We start from the raw sequence: 16,795 nt of genomic DNA, 5'->3' as shown, positions 1-16,795 counted from the left end.
CGAGCCGGGCTGTCCCTCAGCTCACCCTGTCACGTCACCCGGCTGCGGCAATGCCGCAGCATCACCCGCACAAGCTCGTCCGCATCGATCGGCTTGGTCACCCGGTCGACCATGCCGGAGGCGATGCAGTGCTCCCGCTCCTCGGGCAGCGCATGCGCCGTCTGGCCGATGATCGGCAGCTGCGGGTACAGCGCATGGATGCGCCGCGCGGTCTCGTAGCCGTCGATGCCGGGCATCATCACGTCGAGCAGCACCACGTCGTAGCGCGCGTCCGGCGCCGACACCCGGGCGACCGCCAGGTGCCCGTCGCCGACGATGTCGGTCTGCGCGCCCTCGCTCTCCAGCAGGCTCTGGATCACGATCTGGTTGACGATGTTGTCCTCGGCCACCAGCACCCGCAGGCCGCTCAGCCGCTCGCGCATCGGCACGTCGATGGCCGCGGGCGGCAGGCGTTCGCCGGCCGGCGCACCGTTCGGCATCGCGCCCGCCAACGGCAGCCGCACGCAGAACACCGAGCCCTCGCCGGTGCGGCTGGACACCCGGATCGAGCCCTTCATCAGCTCGACCAGCCGCTTGCTGATCGCCAGGCCCAGGCCGGTGCCGCCATAGCGCCGCGTGGTCGATGCATCCGCCTGCTCGAACGACACGAACAGCCGCCCCACCTGCTCGGCCGACATGCCCACGCCGCTGTCGCTGACCTCGACCAGCAGCTCGCCATGGTCCACCTGCAGGCTCAGCGACACCTCGCCCGCGTCGGTGAACTTCACCGCGTTCGACAACAGGTTCAGCAGCACCTGCCCGAGCCGCAGCCCGTCGACGCGCATCTGCTCGGGCACCCGCTCGTCGACCAGCAGGTGCAGACCGACGCCCTTGTCGGCCGCCGCCTGGCGCACCAGGTCGACGGCGCGCTGCGCGATCGGGCGCAGCGGCGTGGGGCCCTCGTCGAGCAGCAGCTTGCCGGCCTCGATCTTCGACATGTCGAGCACGTCGTTCAGGATGCCCTGCAGCAGCTTGCCCGATTCGAGGATGCGCCCGAAGCGGCTGCGCACCTCGGGCGACGACGTGAGGTCGCGAAAGCCGATCTGCGCGAAACCGAGCACGCCGTTCAGCGGCGTGCGGATCTCGTGGCTCATGTTCGCGAGGAACAGCGACTTCGAGCGGCTGGCTTCCTCGGCACGCTCGCGCGCCGCTTGCAGCTCGCAGAGCACCGCGGCACGGTGGCGCGCAGCCCGGTACTGCGTGCCCAGCAGCGCGGCGACACCGGCCACCAGGCAGCACCAGAACGCCGCGGCGATCGTCAGCTCGCGCCGCCACGGTGCCATCAGCTCGCCCTGCTCGAGCCCGATCAGCACGTAGGCGGGGTAGCGCCCGAGCTGCCGGTACATCACGGTGCGCAGCTGCCCGTCGAGCGAGCTGCGCGTCTCGAAACCACCCGCGGTCTGCCCGCTCGCCACCGCCTGCTGCGTCTCCGGCGAGGCCAGGCGCGCCGGCTTCTCGTCGGCGACGAGCGGAATCTCGGGCAGGCGCAACAGCACCTCGCGGTCGGCATTGAAGACGGTGATCACGCCGCGCTCGCCCACCCGCAGCGAGCGCATGATGCCGCCCAGTTCGTCGAGATCCATGTTGAGGTAGACCACGCCGGCGAGCGCGCCGCTCGCATCGCGAAGCTGGCGCGCGATCGGCAGCACCCAGCGCGAGGTGATGCGCGACTTCAGCGGCAGCCCGAGCACCAGGCCCGGCGCGTTGACGGCCTGCTTGAAGAAATGGCGCTGCGCCACGCTGAGCGCCCGCTGCGCATCGGCACCGGCACCGAACTTCACGAGGCCGTCCGCATCGGCCGCGCGCAGCGCCGGTGCCTCGGGCAGGCGCTGCTGCAGGCCGATCAGCACCTCGGTGAACTGATCTGCCCGCACCGGGCCCTGGCTGTCGAGCCGCCGGAACTCCTGGGCCGCCGACTGCAGCACCAGGTCGGCCGCCTGCAGCCGCGTGAAGAGGTAGCGCTCGAGGTTCAGCGTCAGGTTCTGCAGGTTGTCCGCCGCGGCCACCTGGTAGCGCTGGTGGCTGGTCCACAGCGAGAACGCGAGGAAGCCCGCGACCACCGCCAACGCGAGCGCGGCACCAATGGCCAGGCGTCGAAACGGCTGTCGCCAGTCCTGTGCGCTCGGCTCGTCGCTCACATCGGCTCCCTCTCGCGCAACACCTTGCGGCGCGCGCTGATTGCTGAGGGTCGGTTATAGCCCCGTCACGCAGTCGACGCCAACCGAAGTTCCACCCACGCGCGGATCAGCAAACTTGGGGATGCGCATTCCGCCGCAACATCATCCCTTGCGCTGTTGCAGCGACAGCAACGCATCCACATGGGCCACGAAGCGGTCGAAGTAGCCGGGCGACAGCTCGCGCATCAGCGTCAGCGAGCGGTGCACGAGGTGGTGCGAGTTCAGCGGGCCGGCGTTGTCCGGCAACGCGGCCTGCGATTGCGCGAGGCGCTGATCGGCGCTCAGCCGCGACCAGGTGCGCCGGAAAAACGGCAGCGTCTCCAGTTCGACGGTCGAATCAATTGCCGCCGTTTTTGTCTTCGCCTGTGCTGTCGACACCGGGGCCGTCTGCGTGGAACGCCCACCAAGTTCGGCAACGAGGTCGGCCAGCGCGCTGCGAGGCAGCGGATCAGTGCCGGCAGGAGGGCGAGCGTTGTCCTGCGGCTGCGCCCCCTGGTCGAGCTTCAGCTCATGGGCCGACAGAAGCTGCGCCAGCCGCTCGTCCAGCACGCGCCGCGCGGCGCCCTCGTGCCGTGCGGCGCGCTCGGCCAGCGATTCGATGAAGCGAAAGCGCACCGGATCGACCTGCTGCGCCCCGCGCTCGCGCAAGGCCTCGATCGCCGAGAGGAGCCGCTCGCCGTCAGCCATGAGGTTGCGCCGCGCTCCCGCGCGACGGCCGCGGTGTCGGCGCCATCTCGACGCGCCGGTTCTTCGACCGGCCATCGGCATCGGCATTCGGCGCGACCGGCTGCTCCGAGCCGAAGGCCGCCGCGAAGATCGATGACGACGGCACGCCCTCTTCGATCAGCGCACGCGTCACCGTCAACGCGCGCTGGGCCGAGAGCTCCCAGTTGTCGGCGAACTGCCGGTTGCCGCCACGCACCTGGCGGTCGTCGGTGAAGCCGCTGACCATCAGCACCTCGTCGCGCGCCCGCAGGTAGGCGGCGAGCGGCGCGGCCAGGCTCTGCAACAGCTGCCGGCCTTCGGGCTGCAGGTCGGCCGAATTGAAAGCGAACAGTACGCTGCCGCTGATGCCGATGCGCCCATGGTCGAGCGTCACGCGGCCGGCGGCCAGCGGCCCGGCCAGCGCACGCTCCAGCGCCTGGCGACGCTGTTCCTCGAGCTGGTGCTGCTTCACCTCGTTCTCGAGCCGGCTCGCGAGTTCGAGTTGCGCGCCGATCGCGCACAGCAGGATCAGCACGAAGGCGCCCAGCAGGCCCGCCATCAGGTCGCCGAAGACCGCCCAGACCGGGACCGACGATTCCCCACCCGCGTCGATCTCTTCCATCACCGCACCGCCACGGCCACCGGGGCCGCCTTGCCGGCGAGGCGCTGCAGGTCCTCGATGATCTGCTTCTGCGACAGCAGGCTCAGGTCGATGACCTCGCGCGCCTGGGCCACGTAGTACGCCAGCTGCTCGTCGCTGCGTGCCAGCGACTTGCCGAGCGCGCTGTCGATGCGCTGCAGCTGGGCCACCAGCTTGTCGTTCGACTGGCCGAACAGCTCGACGGCCAGGCCGAACGCATCGCCCAGGCTGGCCACCTCGACGGCACTGCCGGTGACCTGGGCGGCCACCGCGGCGAGCTTGTCGGTCTGCGCGTCGACCTGTTCGCTGAAGCGCATGCCGACACGATCGAGCAGCGCGGCCGACGAGCCGACCAGCGCATCGATCGCACTGCGCTGTTCGGTGGCGGCCTGTTGCACCGTGTCGAGCAGGCTGCCGAGCGTGCCGAGGATGCGGGCGCGCTCGTCGAGCAGTGTGTTGTCGCGCGCCATGCTGTCGGACAGCTTCTGGCGCAGCTCGACGATCACCTCGGCGGCGGCGCGCGGGGCTTCGGATGCGGCCTGCAGCAGGCGGGCGATCTCGGCGGTGGTGGCCTTGGCCTGGCGTTCGGCCTGCACCGTGATCTCGCGGGCGCTGCGCTCCATCGTCTCGCAGACCTGCTGCTGCTGCGCCAGGCTGCGCGAGCCGGCCTGCTGCCATTCGTGCCGCAGCGATGCCGCCATCGATTCAAGGCTGTCGGCCATGGCGGCCAGGCGTTCCTGCTCTTGCAATGCGGACGCCGACTGCAGATCGGCATGGGACTGCGCCACCGTGGCCAGCAGCGCGCTCGAACGCTGCTCGAAGGCCTGCGCAAAACCGTCGAGCGATGACTGCCAGGTGGTCGCGATCGTCTGGTGCAGCGAAGCGGTCTCGCGCGCGACGCCCGCCATCGTGGCCTCGACCGCGGGACGGATCGTCGCGCCGGCCAGGCGGGCGCTTTCCGCGAGGCTCTCCTTCAGTGTGCGATCGACCGACGAGGCCAGCGCCGTGAACGCCGCCTCGGCCGTGCCGTGGAAACGCTGCTGGCTGGCCAGCAGGCGGGCGTTCGCTGCCTCGGCCTGCCGCTCCATCGCCTGCATCACCGCGTGCAGGCCGTCGACCAGCGCCGGCATCTGCTCGACCTGGCGCTGCAGCAGCTTCAGCGATTCCTCGCGCTGGTGCACGCCGGAGAAGGGGCGCAGCGTGGTGGCGATGCTGGCATCGAGCTGCTGCAAGGCCTGCACGCGTTCGCGCCGGGCCAGTGCCGACAGCAGGCCCAGTGCCGCCGAGGTGGCGACGCCGGCGATCGAGGTGCCGAAGGCCAGCCCGAGGCCTTGCACCGGAGCGACCAGCGAGGCGCGAACGGCCTGCAGGTCGGTCGAGGTGTCGAGCGCCAGGCCGGTGCCGCGCAGCGTGAACACCATGCCGACGAAGGTGCCGAGCATGCCCAGCAGGACCAGCAGGCCGGCGAGGTACGGCGCCAGTGCCGGGCCGGGGAAGCCGGCGGACTCGCCCTCGATGCGGCGGCGCACTGCGTTCTGTAGCGAGGCGGGCACGCCGTCGAGCCACGGGCGCAGCGCGGGCAGCGGATCGGCCAGGCCGGCGACAGCCTGGGCCAGCGTGGCGGTCGCCTGCCGGAAGCGATGCAGCTCGAGCGCACCCATCAGGTAGAACGCCCCGATGAGGGCCGTGATGGCCAGCGCCAGCGGATTGGAGCCGACATAGCCGGCACCAACCCAGCCGAGGGCGGCCAGGCCGGTGGCGAACGCGGCGTGATGGAGAAATCTGGTCATGGTTGGTCAGGTGACGACCCGCGAAGGGCTTCGAGCAGCCCTTCGACCGGTTGCATTCGGAGGTCCAGTTCGGCGAGCAGCACCTCGCGCATGTCCTGGCAGAAGGTTTCGCGCCAGCGGTCGGGCTGGTCGTCGCTCGAGTCACCGCGCACGCGCTCGAAGTGCTGTTCGAGCCATGCCGGCACCGTCGCCAGCAGCGTGCGTTCGCGGGCACCGATGACCTTGTCCATCACCGCATCGACAGCCGCCAGCCGCGCCAGTGCCGGCGAGGCGGCCGACAGCGAGGCCCGCAGCTTGCGGCGCAGCGGGCCGATGTTCGACTCCATCGCCTGCTGCCAGCCGAGGTAGCGCTGGCGGTGCGGCGGGAAGTCGTCGGTGGTCGGGTCGGGCGCGGCGAGCTTGGTCACGGTGTCGCGCACGCGGCGGCATTCGCGCTCGGCGGCCATCGCGGCGGTGCGGCCGGAAGGCGCGTCAGTCGACGACGCCTGCGGGCCATCGAGGGCCGAGGACAACGAGATCGCGTCCGTCCAGTCGAACCACCGGCACAGCCCGTCCGAGAAGCTGTCCTTCGGGGTGGGGATGTCGGTGTCGCCAAGCGTGGCCAGCAGGCGGATCAGCCCGGAGCCGGAAAGAGGGATGCGGCGCGGTGCGAGCGCCAAACTGCCAGTCAAGGTGCCGATGGAAAAACGTCGGATTTTACGGGGTGGCGAAGGCCGGGTCTGGGGGGTTGACACCAGAGACCCTCGGGCTCGCACTTCGCGAGGGCACGTATATGTCGGGTCGCCTGGAGCAGGATCTCCGACACCGCGTTGGATTCAGGAACGCCGTCGATAGCGAACGCAACGACGCCTCGTGGGGCCGTCGGCTTGCTCGATGGCGGCACCGCGCTCGAGCAGCAGCCAGACCAATCGTGGATATCGACGATTCGTCGCTACATCAGTGTGGTCATCTTGTTCGTTGCGCCATCGCAATCGCCGGGCAGTGCCTCACGCCAGACCGAAGACCGCGCTCAATTACAGGATCAGTCCTGCATCAACCGGCCCGATCCCGCCGCGGGCGCCGGCATGTGGTGACAAAGAGGAGCGCGGCGAACCACCGTGGGCTAGCGTCGCAAAGCAGCAGAGCTTCGGCGAAACGAGTGATGAACTCGATGTCGAAGGAGCCTCGCTCCTCAACCTCAGACGCTGAGGTGCGAATCTGCTCATAGCAGTTCGAGCGGCTCGCTCAGCTTCACTCATCAATTTCTACCGTCTGCGGACATGGAGAGGGCAGCAATGGAGCCAATCGCTACCCGCGCTTCATCCTCAATGTTGGCATTGAGAAATCTCTTCCAAATCAGTACGCTGGTGGCACAACCATCCGAGTAGCACCAATTGACAGCTGCAAGTGCCAAGGTATCGTTGACGCGAAGGGGAGAGGACCATGGACTCAGTTCAGGCCAAGCTCTTTGCGAAGAGCCTTGAGAACGCTGTCATCGGTGGCTGGACCACAGATGGCGTCTACGGCAGCGGCAAATCTGCAGTGGTATTCCGAGCCCGCAAAGATGGGATTCAGGGAGCCTTAAAAGTCTTTCACCCTGAACTTGTCGAGCGGTACGGGCGACATGTGCAACTAGAAAGAGTCCAGCGAGAGACTAATCTTGTCGGTGCGCACCATCCTAATCTGGTACGCATCCTCGACGGCGGAGCCTGTCCGCATACTGGGCATCTTTTCGTAGTAATGGAGCCTCTTGCTGATAGGAACCTACAGCAGGCGCTTCATGACATCCCGCCAGAAAACATCGCATCCATAGTTGCACAACTGGCTTCAGCTGCCCGATTCCTTGAGGATCGGGGGCTCGCGCACCGAGACATCAAGCCCGAGAACGTCGCCATTAGCGCTGACTTCTCGAAGGCCACCCTACTTGACCTCGGTGTCCTCAAGCCCATCGGCCTATCGAATCTCACAGACGTTGATCAGCGCGCTTTCATCGGGACGTTGCGCTACAGCTCGCCTGAATTCTTGCTGCGGAAGGAACCGGATACGCTAGAGGGCTGGCGAGCTGTCACGTTTTATCAGTTGGGGGCGGTTCTGCATGATCTATTGATGCGCAAGGGCCTGTACGCCGAGTTCGAAAATCCCTTCGCCAGCTTGGTCCAGGCGATCGAAGATCCATCCATAAGTCCCGACGTGTATGGCAGCGATGCGCGCTCGGTGGCGTTGTGTCGCAACTGCCTGCTCAAAAACTCAGCCACACGCCTCGAGCTCGTGAAGTGGGAGGACTTCGCTGCAATCGCTGTTCCCCCTGCAATGGAGTCGCCATCAGATGCGCGGGAACGAATTCGAAAGCGGCAGCAGTTTCACAAAGCTCAGGTGCAGTCGAAGTCGAACGCATCGAGCGAAACGGCTTGGAGCATTCGTCAAGCCATGCTGGATGCCAGCAATCGCTTAGAAATGCGTTGCTTGGCAATCGTCAATGGGCTCGACTGCTTTCCTTTGCGAGAGACCCGTTCGAACATCGATGACGACACGAGAACATGTGCGACGCGAATCGAGTTCGAAGCCGACAAAGACCTCGGATTGGAAAGTAGCTTGTGGTTTGAGGTCGACCTTCACATGGTCGACTACAACGGCGGCTCCCCCGTTTTCCATGCACTTTCGGCAGCCGCGCTGATCAATAGTCCAGCAGAGATGCCTGAACGCAAACGCTTCTACTCAGGGCAGTTGCCTGCGCTGCTTGACAGTTCGGACCTTGAGGCCCAATTCACGTCCGCCCTAGAGGCGGCATACGCAGCGCAGGACAACGGCCTCGCTGCCAGCAGCGGCAATGTGGTACCTCTGAGCCTGCAGGGAGCACAGTGATGACTGGAACTTGGTGGAAGGACGAGAAAGAGCTCAAAAACGAGCAGTCGGCCCTGCTCGACTTCGACGAGGACAAGAACCTTCTCGTGCAGGGCCCGCCAGGGAGTGGAAAGACCAATCTCCTGCTTCTTCGTGCGAACCAGTTGTTTCTGGATGAGTTCCCAAACTTGCATGTCGTCGTATTCGGCTCACTACTGAAGCAATTCATTCAGATGGGCGGACTGCAGTACAAGTTTCCGAACGACAAGATCATCACCCACACCCGTCTTTTCAATGACATCTTGCTCAGCGAGGGACGGCACTTCGATAGCAAAGGTATGGACATCTCTGCCGCAAGACAGGAGCGAGCCAATCGAGTGGAAGCCCTGTTGAAGGCAGGAAAGGTTGGCAAGGTGTACGACGCACTACTCCTCGATGAAGCGCAAGACTTCTCCGAGCAAGAGATTCGACTGCTTCGACAACTCACTACTGTCTTAGTTGCCACCGCTGATCGCAAACAAGCGATCTATCGCATTGGCGGCGATCCAGTGAAAGTTCTGGAAAACTGCGTCGACGAGATTTATCCTCTCAAGTACCACTTTCGCAATGGGCGAGAGATCTGCAAAGTCGCCGACGCAATCTATAAGGGCAAGCCCGACTACACGCCGATGCTTCCGTCGTGCCAGTACGACGACGCGTTGTATCCATCGAAAGTCTATCCAAAGCCAGGCCTCACCTTGCCTCAGCAAGCAGCAGCAATTGCGGAACAAATCGAAGCGCAGCGTTTTGCGTATCCCGATGATCTCATAGCAATACTCTGCCCTCGGAATGAAGATCTGAATGCAATCCATGATGAACTTCGCAAAACGATCCTCGCCCCTCAGCTCACACGAGCCAATCTCGCGGGGCAATTCGAAGCGTCACGAATGGTCTGGCTATCCACGATAACCGCTGCCAAGGGACTGGAATTTCGCGCTGTTCACATTGCTGCCCTAGACCACCTATCGGCCACCGGCCAAGCCGCACAGAAGCAGTTGATCTATACGGGTATCACACGAGCCAAGACCGCGCTCTCGCTGTACTGGAAAAATTCGATTCCCGGCTATCTCGATGCAGCGCTCAGGCTAGTCGCCCCGCCAAAGGCACCCGCAACCAAGAAACAAATCTTCGGCAAGGCTTGATATGTGGAATACGGCACTAACTCGGAAAGAGCTCGTTGAACTCGTTATCGGCGCACGCAAGATTGACGATCTTAATATAAGTCGCGTCACGAGTATTAATCCCGGCGTAGATCAGACTCTTTGTTACGCATACTGGCAGGAACAGCCGATCTCAACTCTGCCATTACCAAACCTGTTGATAGTGCCAGGAAGTACGATTTCCGCTTTACTAGTGGCACTCAATGCGTCGCCGACCGCCCCTTCACCTATCACAGCGCTGTGCAGGATTTTGACTAGAGAAGAAGCGTCTGATCTTTTCCAAGAGTCTCTACTGGACACCAAGCAAGATGTCTCGGTCCCGATATTGGCACTGGCCATTGCGGAGGCCGTCCTACTCGCCGATGGCCGTCTACTGCCTCGATTGGTCACGCCCGCCATCTGCAAGCGAACACTCTCCTACGCATGGGGCAAAGCACTCTCAATACAGCTGCCGGCGCGAATGATGCAGGAGCTACCTCAACGGTGGACGGAAACCTATGCGGGCCTGAATACCACCGCAACGCCCGGCTCGTTCCAATCCGTGGTTTCAGACTTAATGGGGCCACTAGGGATCTGTGCGCACCTTGCAATGGGCCTCAAGCCTCCTGGAACGCTTGGTGAACTGGCTTACAGCACCTTTCACGGTAATGCTAGTGAGCAGCAACAAATTTGGCAGCACCTATCGACTCAGTTGGGTGATAGATGGTCGCTACGTGATATTGCCGCAGCAACTAGAGAAGAGCGCGGCCTATATCTCCAATCAGCACTTAAGCTGATGTCTCAAAGTGGATCGACCCAACGCGACGAACGTGTGGCTGTCTGCGCTTTTCTCGCGACGCAAGTCGCTCCGGGATCGCTTGAACATCTAGAACTTCTTAAAATAAATGGCACTCCAGCGATGGTGCTCTGGTACGCCCTTTTCGCCGCACTTCAAACCCCAAACGATATCGTGGCAGGAATCCCTGGTGTCGGCCAGCGAGTACTACGTGAGCTCACCGCTATCTCGGATCCCGTCAGCCGTCCCACTGCAGACATTGCGTTCGCCGAGTTTCGCGTTCTTGAACGCGCCGGTATTGAAACCATGGCACGACGCTTTGGGCACGTAGGAGAGGTTGAAGTTGAACTCGTTCCCCACGTCACTTCAAGCTTTTCGCTCCACGGGCGCAACCGTGCGCGTGCCGAACCTGAGCAGCTACCCTTGGACACAGAGCAACCGACTGAATCTGCCAAGGCACGTTTGCAGCAGTTGATCGGCCTCATGATCGATATTGTTCAAGACATGCGAGAAGACCAGTCTTCAGAGCCAGACTCCTCAAAGAAGGCTTACAACGCTAGCAAGCGAGGCCGCGCCAAAGGCGAACCCCGGTAGCCGGTAGAGCCGGCCTCGCTGACCCTGCAATCTAAACAAAGGGAAGGCCATTAAGCCGTCTCATTTCCCTTCGACTGTCTTGAATCCTTGCGCCGATCGCGACGGCGCGGTTAACCAAAACTGTCGCGCCTCTCGCTGTCGGTTCCGCTCGACTCTCACGCGTCGATGTTCGCCGCCCTCAACGCATTCGCCTCGATGAACTCCCGACGCGGCTCCACCTCGTCGCCCATCAGCATCGTGAACACGCGATCGGCCTCGATCGCATCGTCGATCTGCACGCGCAGCAGGCGGCGCACGGTCGGGTCCATCGTGGTCTCCCACAACTGCGCCGGGTTCATCTCGCCGAGCCCCTTGTAGCGCTGGCGGCCGACGGCCGATTCGGCCTGCTGGATCAGCCAGGCCATCGCCTGGCGGAAGTCGCCGACCTTGGCTTCCTTCTGCTTCTCGCCCTCGCCGCGCTTGACCACCGCCTCGCTGCTGACCAGGCCCTTGAAGGTCTGGCCGGCCGTCGACAAGGCTTCGTAGTCGGCACCGTGCACGAAGTCGGCGCTGATCACGCTGCTCTTGCGGTTGCCGTGGTGCATGCGGCTGATGCGCAGGATGTGCTTGTCGGTGCGGGCATCGAACTCCGCCGTCACTTCGGCATCGTGCAACGCGCCCTTCAGCCCGGCCGCCGACACCTCGGCCGCTTCCAGCGTGTCGAGGTCGAGCGCCAGCCCGTTGGCCATCGCGCGCAGCGCCTCGATGTCCATCCAGTTTGACAGCCGCTCCACCACGTTGTTCGCCATCACGTACTGGCGCGCCAGCGTCTCGAGCGTCTCGCCCAGCAGCACCGTGCCGCCGACACCGGTCTCGAGCTTCGCATCCTTCAGCGCCACCTTCAGCAGGTAGGCGTCGAGCTCGTGCCCGTCCTTCAGGTACTGCTCTTCCTTGCCGAGCTTCACCTTGTAGAGCGGCGGCTGCGCGATGTAGATGTGGCCGCGCTCGACGATCTCCGGCATCTGCCGGTAGAAGAACGTGAGCAGCAGCGTGCGGATGTGCGCGCCGTCCACGTCCGCGTCGGTCATGATGATGATGCGGTGGTAGCGCAGCTTGTCCGGGTTGAACTCGTCCTTGCCGATGCTGGTGCCCAGCGCGGTGATCAGCGTCAGGATTTCATTGCTCGTCAGCAGCCGCTCGAAGCGCGCCCGCTCGACGTTCAGGATCTTGCCGCGCAGCGGCAGGATCGCCTGGAACTTGCGGTCGCGGCCCTGCTTGGCCGAGCCACCGGCGGAGTCGCCCTCGACGATGTAGATCTCGCACAGCGCCGGATCCTTCTCCTGGCAGTCCGCCAGCTTGCCGGGCAGGCCCATGCCATCGAGCACGCCCTTGCGCCGCGTCATCTCGCGCGCCTTGCGGGCCGCTTCGCGTGCGCGCGCCGCCTCGACGATCTTGCCGCAGATGATCTTCGCGTCGACCGGGTTCTCGAGCAGGTAGTCGGTCAGCGCCTTGCTGACCACGTCTTCCACCGGGCCGCGCACTTCGCTGGAGACCAGCTTGTCCTTCGTCTGGCTGCTGAACTTCGGCTCCGGCACCTTCACGCTCAGCACGCAGCACAGGCCTTCGCGCATGTCGTCACCGGTGATCTCGACCTTCGCCTTCTTCGCGAGTTCGTTGTCCTCGATGTACTTGTTGATCACCCGCGTCATGCCGGCACGCAGGCCGGTCATGTGGGTGCCGCCATCGCGCTGCGGAATGTTGTTGGTGAAGCAGAGGACGTTCTCGCTGTAGCCGTCGTTCCACTGCATCGCCACTTCGGTGGTGATGTTGGTGTTCTGGTCCGACATCTTGTCGCCGGTGGCGTGGAAGATGTTCGCGTGCAGCACCTTCTTGCCGGTGTTGATGAAGTCGACGAAGCCCTTCACGCCGCCTGCATAGGCGAAGTTGTCTTCCTTGTTGTTGCGCTCGTCGACCAGCCGGATCTTGACGCCGTTGTTCAGGAAGCTCAGCTCGCGCAGCCGCTTGCTGAGGATGTCGTAGTGGAAGTCGATGTTGTTGAAGATCTCGTCGTCCGGCAGGAAGTGCACCTCGGTGCCGCGCTTCTCGGTCTCGCCGGTGACCTTCATCGGGCTCACCTCGAAGCCGTCGCGCATCTCCAGCACGCGGTCTTGCGGCACGCCCTTGCGGAACTCGATGAAGTGCGTCTTGCCGTCGCGCCGCACCGTCAGGCGCAGCCACTTCGACAGCGCGTTCACGCACGACACGCCCACGCCGTGCAGGCCGCCCGACACCTTGTAGCTGTTCTGGTTGAACTTGCCGCCGGCGTGCAGTTCGGTCAGCGCGATCTCGGCCGCACTGCGCTTGGGCTCGTGCTTGTCGTCCATCTTGACGCCGGTCGGGATGCCGCGGCCGTTGTCGGTGACGCTGATCGCGTTGTCGCTGTGGATGGTCACGACGATGTCGTCGCAGTAGCCGGCCAGCGCCTCGTCGATCGAGTTGTCGACCACCTCAAACACCAGGTGGTGCAGCCCGGTGCCGTCGGAGGTGTCGCCGATGTACATGCCCGGGCGCTTGCGCACGGCCTCCAGGCCTTCCAGGATCTGGATGCTGCCTTCGCCGTAGGCGCTCGACACTGCATCTGCAGCCGCCTTCTTGGCGGCGCCGTCGTCGGGAGTGTTCAGGGAATCGGTCATCGCGGTATTGAACTCATGGAATGCATCGGGTACGGGCGGCCGGCGTGCAGGACACGCCCTGCGGATCTCGACCGGCAGGTCAGATCCGCATCGGCATCACCACGTACTTGAAGCCCGCCTGCTCGGGCACGGTGAACAGGGCGCTGGAGTTGGTGTCCTGCAGCTCCAGCTTGACCATCTCGACGCTCATGTTGGCCAGCGCGTCCATCAGGTAGGTGACGTTGAACCCTATCTCGATCGCGTCGCCGTTGTAGTCGATCTCGAGCTCTTCCTTGGCCTCTTCCTGCTCGGCATTGCTCGATGCGATCCGCAGCACGCCGGGCTCGATGTTGACGCGCACGCCCTTGAACTTCTCGCTGGTCAGGATCGCGGCGCGCTGCAGGCTGGCCAGCAGCGGCGCACGGCCGAGCGTCACGTGGTTCTTGTGGTTCTTCGGGATCACGCGGTTGTAGTCGGGGAACTTGCCCTCGACCAGCTTGGTGACGAACTCCATGCCGCTGAAGCTGAACTTGGCCTGGTTGCCGGCGAAGCGCATCTCGATCGGGGCGTTGTCCTTCTCGTCCTTGCTGTCCTTGTCGTCCTTCTTGTCGTCCTTGCCGTCTTTCAGCAGGCGCTGCAGCTCGAGCACCGTCTTGCGCGGCAGGATCACTTCCTGCTTCGGGATCTCGACATCGAGGTTGGCCTGCGCGAGCGCCAGGCGGTGGCCGTCGGTCGCGACCAGCGTCAGGCTCTTGCCTTCGGCGACGAACAGGATGCCGTTGAGGTAGTAGCGAATGTCGTGCACCGCCATCGCGAAGTGCACCTGGTTGATCAGGGTCTTCAGCGTCTTCTGCGGCACGCTGAACACCGGACCGAAATCGGCGGCTTCCTGCACCAGCGGGAAATCATCGGCCGGCAGCGTCTGCAGCGTGAAGCGGCTCTTGCCGCCCTGCAGCGTGAGCTTGTTCTGCGCCGCGCTCAGCGTCACGGTCTGGTCGGCCGGCAGCGAGCGAAGGATGTCGATCAGCTTGCGCGCACCGACGGTGGTCGCGAAGTTGCTCGCATCGCCGTCGAACTCGGCGGTGGTGCGCACCTGGATTTCCAGGTCGCTGCTGGTCAGCTCGACCTGGTTGCCGGTCTTGCGGATCAGCACGTTGGCCAGGATCGGCAAGGTGTGCCGACGTTCGACGATGCCGGAGACGGCCTGCAGGGCTCCCAACACTTTTTCTTGCGCTGCCTTCAAGACAATCATGTCAACCTCTTAAATTAGTCGTCTTAGTAGAGGATCGCGTTCTCTGTGGAGAACGCCATTTTCCCCTTTTCCATCAACCGCTTACAGACCTCGAAACCCTGTGTGCAGTCGCCCCTGAACTTCGGGACTCGCACACAACAACTTTCCGGAACCCGCTTGGCCTGTGGACATCTCGCATGTTGTTCGAGAGTTGTCCCCAGGCTTGTGCTTTGACATCCCCACGCGCTTCTGTTGCGCTTGCGTTCAGCCTTTCAACGTCTGTTCCAGCACGTGCAGCTGCTGGTTCAACTCGGTGTTCTTCTGGCGCTCGCCCGCGATCTTGCGCACCGCGTGCAGCACCGTCGTGTGGTCGCGCCCGCCGAACAGCTCGCCGATCTCGGGCAAGCTCTTCTGCGTCATTTCCTTGGCCAGGTACATCGCAATCTGGCGCGGCCGCGCAATGCTGGCCGGGCGCTTCTTGCTGTACATGTCGGCGACCTTGATCTTGTAGAAGTCGGCCACGGTCTTCTGGATGTTCTCGACGCCGACCTGGCGGTTCTGGATCGACAGCAGGTCCTTCAGCGCCTCGCGGGCGAGCTGGATGTTGATGTCCTTGTGCGAGAAGCGCGAGTACGCCAGGATCTTGCGCAGCGCCCCTTCGAGCTCGCGCACGTTGGCCCGCACGTTCTTCGCGACGAAGAAGGCCACGTCTTCCGGCATCGCGGTGCCTTCGGCATCCGACTTGCGCATCAGGATCGCCACGCGCATCTCGAGCTCCGGCGGCTCGATCGCCACCGTCAGCCCGGCGTCGAAGCGCGAGGTGAGCCGCTCGTCGATGTCCACCAGCCCCTTCGGGTAGGTGTCGCTCGTCATGATGATGTGGGCGCGCTTGGCCAGCAGCGCCTCGAAGGCGTTGAAGAACTCCTCTTGGGTGCGCTCCTTGCCGGCGAAGAACTGCACGTCGTCGATCAGCAGCAGGTCGAGCGAGTGGTACTTGGCCTTCAGCTCGTCGAAGGTCTTGCGCTGGTAGTTCTTGACGACGTCGGTGATGAACTGCTCGGCGTGCAGGTAGAGCACGCGGGCATCGCTGCGGTCGGCCAGCAGCGCGTTGCCGACGGCATGCACCAGGTGGGTCTTGCCGAGGCCGACGCCGCCGTAGATGAAGAGCGGGTTGTACATCTGCCCGGGCGCGCCGGCGACGTGCAGCGCCGCGGTGCGGGCCATCTGGTTCGCGCGGCCGGCCACCAGCGAGCCGAAGGTCAGCGCGGGGTTCAGGCGATGGCGCGGCAAGGCTGCGTTCGCGGCGGACGGGCTGCGCGGCACGGTCACCGCAGGCGCGCCCAGCGTCGCCACATCGGCGCCCCCGGCAGACCGGGCCGGTCCGAGCGCGCGGACGATCGGCACCGGACCGTCGCTGCGGAAGCCGCTGATCGGCGCCGGGTTGTCACGCGGCGCGAGCATCAGGTCGAGCCGCACCGGCTTGCCGGCGAGTTCGCTCAGCACGGCCTCGATGCGGCCGGCGTATTGGTTGCGGATCCAGTCGAGCTTGAACCGATTGGGCACACGCAGTGATGCCACCGCGCCGGAGATGCCTTGGTCAGTGACGTCGGCAGCCGGTAGCGGGCGGATCCAGGTGTTGAATTGTTGTTCGGGCAGTTCGGCTGCCAAACGCTCGCAGCCGCGCTGCCAGAGATCAGCGCTCATGTTGTGGAAAAGTTCTTCTCGGAGCGGCCGGATTCTACGGTGCAACGGGCCCGCCGGGCGAGGTTATCCACAGTCTTGTGAAGCGGGATGCAACCGCCGCGGGGGCGCATGCCACCGTGCAAGTCTTTGACTTGGCAGGGGGTTTTTGGTGTAATAGTGGGTTTCCCGAAGGCCCGGCTCTTGTGACTCTTGTAGATCAAGGTGAGCATGCAGGGTCGAGTCATGTGCAGCGGCGTTGGAGTATGACGCCAGCAGCCACGTGAACTTGGGACCCCCTTTCTGCAGGACTGATCAACATGAAACGCACCTACCAAGCTTCGAAGACCCGCCGCGCCCGCACCCATGGTTTCCTCGTGCGCATGAAGACCCGCGGCGGCCGCGCCGTCATCAACGCACGCCGCGCCAAGGGCCGCAAGCGCCTGGCCGTCTGAGGCCGGTTGCAGTAGCTGCAGTCACCGCATCGACGGCAC

13 protein-coding genes are annotated in these 16,795 nt (G+C 64.3%); 5 read left to right on the top strand and 8 right to left on the bottom strand.

What is annotated here, in order from left to right:
- Window positions 1-29: 29 nt before the first annotated feature.
- The 5 genes from ACXJLU_RS04420 to ACXJLU_RS04400 all read right to left on the bottom strand — a co-directional run bounded on the left by ACXJLU_RS04420 (window position 30) and on the right by ACXJLU_RS04400 (window position 6,022).
- On the bottom strand, window positions 30-2,177 hold the full coding sequence (locus ACXJLU_RS04420) for a hybrid sensor histidine kinase/response regulator (protein ID WP_457329261.1): 2,148 nt from the start codon (window positions 2,175-2,177) through the stop codon (window positions 30-32).
- Window positions 2,178-2,318: 141 nt separating this feature from the next.
- Window positions 2,319-2,903, bottom strand: a complete 585-nt coding sequence (locus tag ACXJLU_RS04415) for a DUF2894 domain-containing protein (protein WP_457329260.1) — start codon at window positions 2,901-2,903, stop codon at window positions 2,319-2,321.
- The gene (locus tag ACXJLU_RS04410) at window positions 2,896-3,546 is read right to left on the bottom strand and encodes an OmpA family protein (protein ID WP_457329259.1); all 651 of its coding nucleotides are present in this window, start codon (window positions 3,544-3,546) and stop codon (window positions 2,896-2,898) included. Before ACXJLU_RS04410 ends, ACXJLU_RS04415 begins: the two co-directional genes overlap by 8 nt.
- Window positions 3,543-5,351, bottom strand: a complete 1,809-nt coding sequence (locus tag ACXJLU_RS04405; RefSeq protein ID WP_457329258.1) for a coiled-coil domain-containing protein — start codon at window positions 5,349-5,351, stop codon at window positions 3,543-3,545. The genes ACXJLU_RS04410 and ACXJLU_RS04405 overlap by 4 nt, the downstream gene beginning before the upstream one ends.
- The gene (locus tag ACXJLU_RS04400) at window positions 5,348-6,022 is read right to left on the bottom strand and encodes a DUF3348 domain-containing protein (RefSeq protein ID WP_457329257.1); all 675 of its coding nucleotides are present in this window, start codon (window positions 6,020-6,022) and stop codon (window positions 5,348-5,350) included. Before ACXJLU_RS04400 ends, ACXJLU_RS04405 begins: the two co-directional genes overlap by 4 nt.
- 138 nt (window positions 6,023-6,160) lie before the next feature.
- On the opposite strand from ACXJLU_RS04400, the gene ACXJLU_RS04395 reads away from it, so the two are divergent.
- The 4 genes from ACXJLU_RS04395 to ACXJLU_RS04380 all read left to right on the top strand — a co-directional run bounded on the left by ACXJLU_RS04395 (window position 6,161) and on the right by ACXJLU_RS04380 (window position 10,739).
- A complete protein-coding gene (locus ACXJLU_RS04395) occupies window positions 6,161-6,424 on the top strand; it encodes a hypothetical protein (protein WP_457329256.1) in 264 nt (87 codons plus the stop codon).
- Between the two features lie 349 nt (window positions 6,425-6,773).
- Window positions 6,774-8,192, top strand: a complete 1,419-nt coding sequence (locus tag ACXJLU_RS04390) for a protein kinase domain-containing protein (RefSeq protein ID WP_457329255.1) — start codon at window positions 6,774-6,776, stop codon at window positions 8,190-8,192.
- The gene (locus ACXJLU_RS04385; RefSeq protein ID WP_457329254.1) at window positions 8,192-9,352 is read left to right on the top strand and encodes an ATP-binding domain-containing protein; all 1,161 of its coding nucleotides are present in this window, start codon (window positions 8,192-8,194) and stop codon (window positions 9,350-9,352) included. Before ACXJLU_RS04390 ends, ACXJLU_RS04385 begins: the two co-directional genes overlap by 1 nt.
- A 1-nt stretch (window position 9,353) precedes the next feature.
- Complete coding sequence (locus tag ACXJLU_RS04380; RefSeq protein ID WP_457329253.1) at window positions 9,354-10,739, top strand: hypothetical protein; 1,386 nt, start codon at window positions 9,354-9,356, stop codon at window positions 10,737-10,739.
- Between the two features lie 155 nt (window positions 10,740-10,894).
- Here ACXJLU_RS04380 and gyrB read toward each other — a convergent pair whose 3' ends face one another.
- The 3 genes from gyrB to dnaA form a co-directional block, all read right to left on the bottom strand.
- Window positions 10,895-13,411, bottom strand: a complete 2,517-nt coding sequence (gyrB, locus tag ACXJLU_RS04375; RefSeq protein WP_073467270.1) for a DNA topoisomerase (ATP-hydrolyzing) subunit B — start codon at window positions 13,409-13,411, stop codon at window positions 10,895-10,897.
- A gap of 79 nt (window positions 13,412-13,490) precedes the next feature.
- On the bottom strand, window positions 13,491-14,642 hold the full coding sequence (gene dnaN / locus ACXJLU_RS04370; RefSeq protein ID WP_457329252.1) for a DNA polymerase III subunit beta: 1,152 nt from the start codon (window positions 14,640-14,642) through the stop codon (window positions 13,491-13,493).
- Window positions 14,643-14,885: 243 nt separating this feature from the next.
- Window positions 14,886-16,325 (bottom strand): chromosomal replication initiator protein DnaA, encoded by a 1,440-nt coding sequence (gene dnaA / locus ACXJLU_RS04365; protein WP_073467272.1) that lies wholly within the window; start codon window positions 16,323-16,325, stop codon window positions 14,886-14,888.
- 296 nt (window positions 16,326-16,621) lie between these two features.
- Between dnaA and rpmH the strand changes: the two genes are divergently transcribed.
- Window positions 16,622-16,756, top strand: coding sequence for a 50S ribosomal protein L34 (gene rpmH / locus ACXJLU_RS04360; protein ID WP_047486751.1), 135 nt, complete (start codon window positions 16,622-16,624; stop codon window positions 16,754-16,756).
- Window positions 16,757-16,795 lie beyond the last annotated feature (39 nt).

The organism is Rhizobacter sp. P5_C2 (assembly GCF_054049715.1).
This window is presented reverse-complemented; position numbering and strand designations above follow the sequence as displayed.

What these genes read in the sequence shown, in the direction of transcription:
- ACXJLU_RS04385 (WP_457329254.1), top strand. Translation starts at nt 8,192, where the DNA reads ATGACTGGAACTTGGTGGAAGGACGAGAAAGAGCTCAAAAACGAGCAG.
- ACXJLU_RS04390 (WP_457329255.1), top strand. Translation starts at nt 6,774, where the DNA reads ATGGACTCAGTTCAGGCCAAGCTCTTTGCGAAGAGCCTTGAGAACGCT.
- rpmH (WP_047486751.1), top strand. Translation starts at nt 16,622, where the DNA reads ATGAAACGCACCTACCAAGCTTCGAAGACCCGCCGCGCCCGCACCCAT.
- gyrB (WP_073467270.1), bottom strand. Translation starts at nt 13,411, where the DNA reads ATGACCGATTCCCTGAACACTCCCGACGACGGCGCCGCCAAGAAGGCG.
- dnaA (WP_073467272.1), bottom strand. Translation starts at nt 16,325, where the DNA reads ATGAGCGCTGATCTCTGGCAGCGCGGCTGCGAGCGTTTGGCAGCCGAA.
- ACXJLU_RS04415 (WP_457329260.1), bottom strand. Translation starts at nt 2,903, where the DNA reads ATGGCTGACGGCGAGCGGCTCCTCTCGGCGATCGAGGCCTTGCGCGAG.
- ACXJLU_RS04405 (WP_457329258.1), bottom strand. Translation starts at nt 5,351, where the DNA reads ATGACCAGATTTCTCCATCACGCCGCGTTCGCCACCGGCCTGGCCGCC.
- ACXJLU_RS04380 (WP_457329253.1), top strand. Translation starts at nt 9,354, where the DNA reads ATGTGGAATACGGCACTAACTCGGAAAGAGCTCGTTGAACTCGTTATC.
- dnaN (WP_457329252.1), bottom strand. Translation starts at nt 14,642, where the DNA reads ATGATTGTCTTGAAGGCAGCGCAAGAAAAAGTGTTGGGAGCCCTGCAG.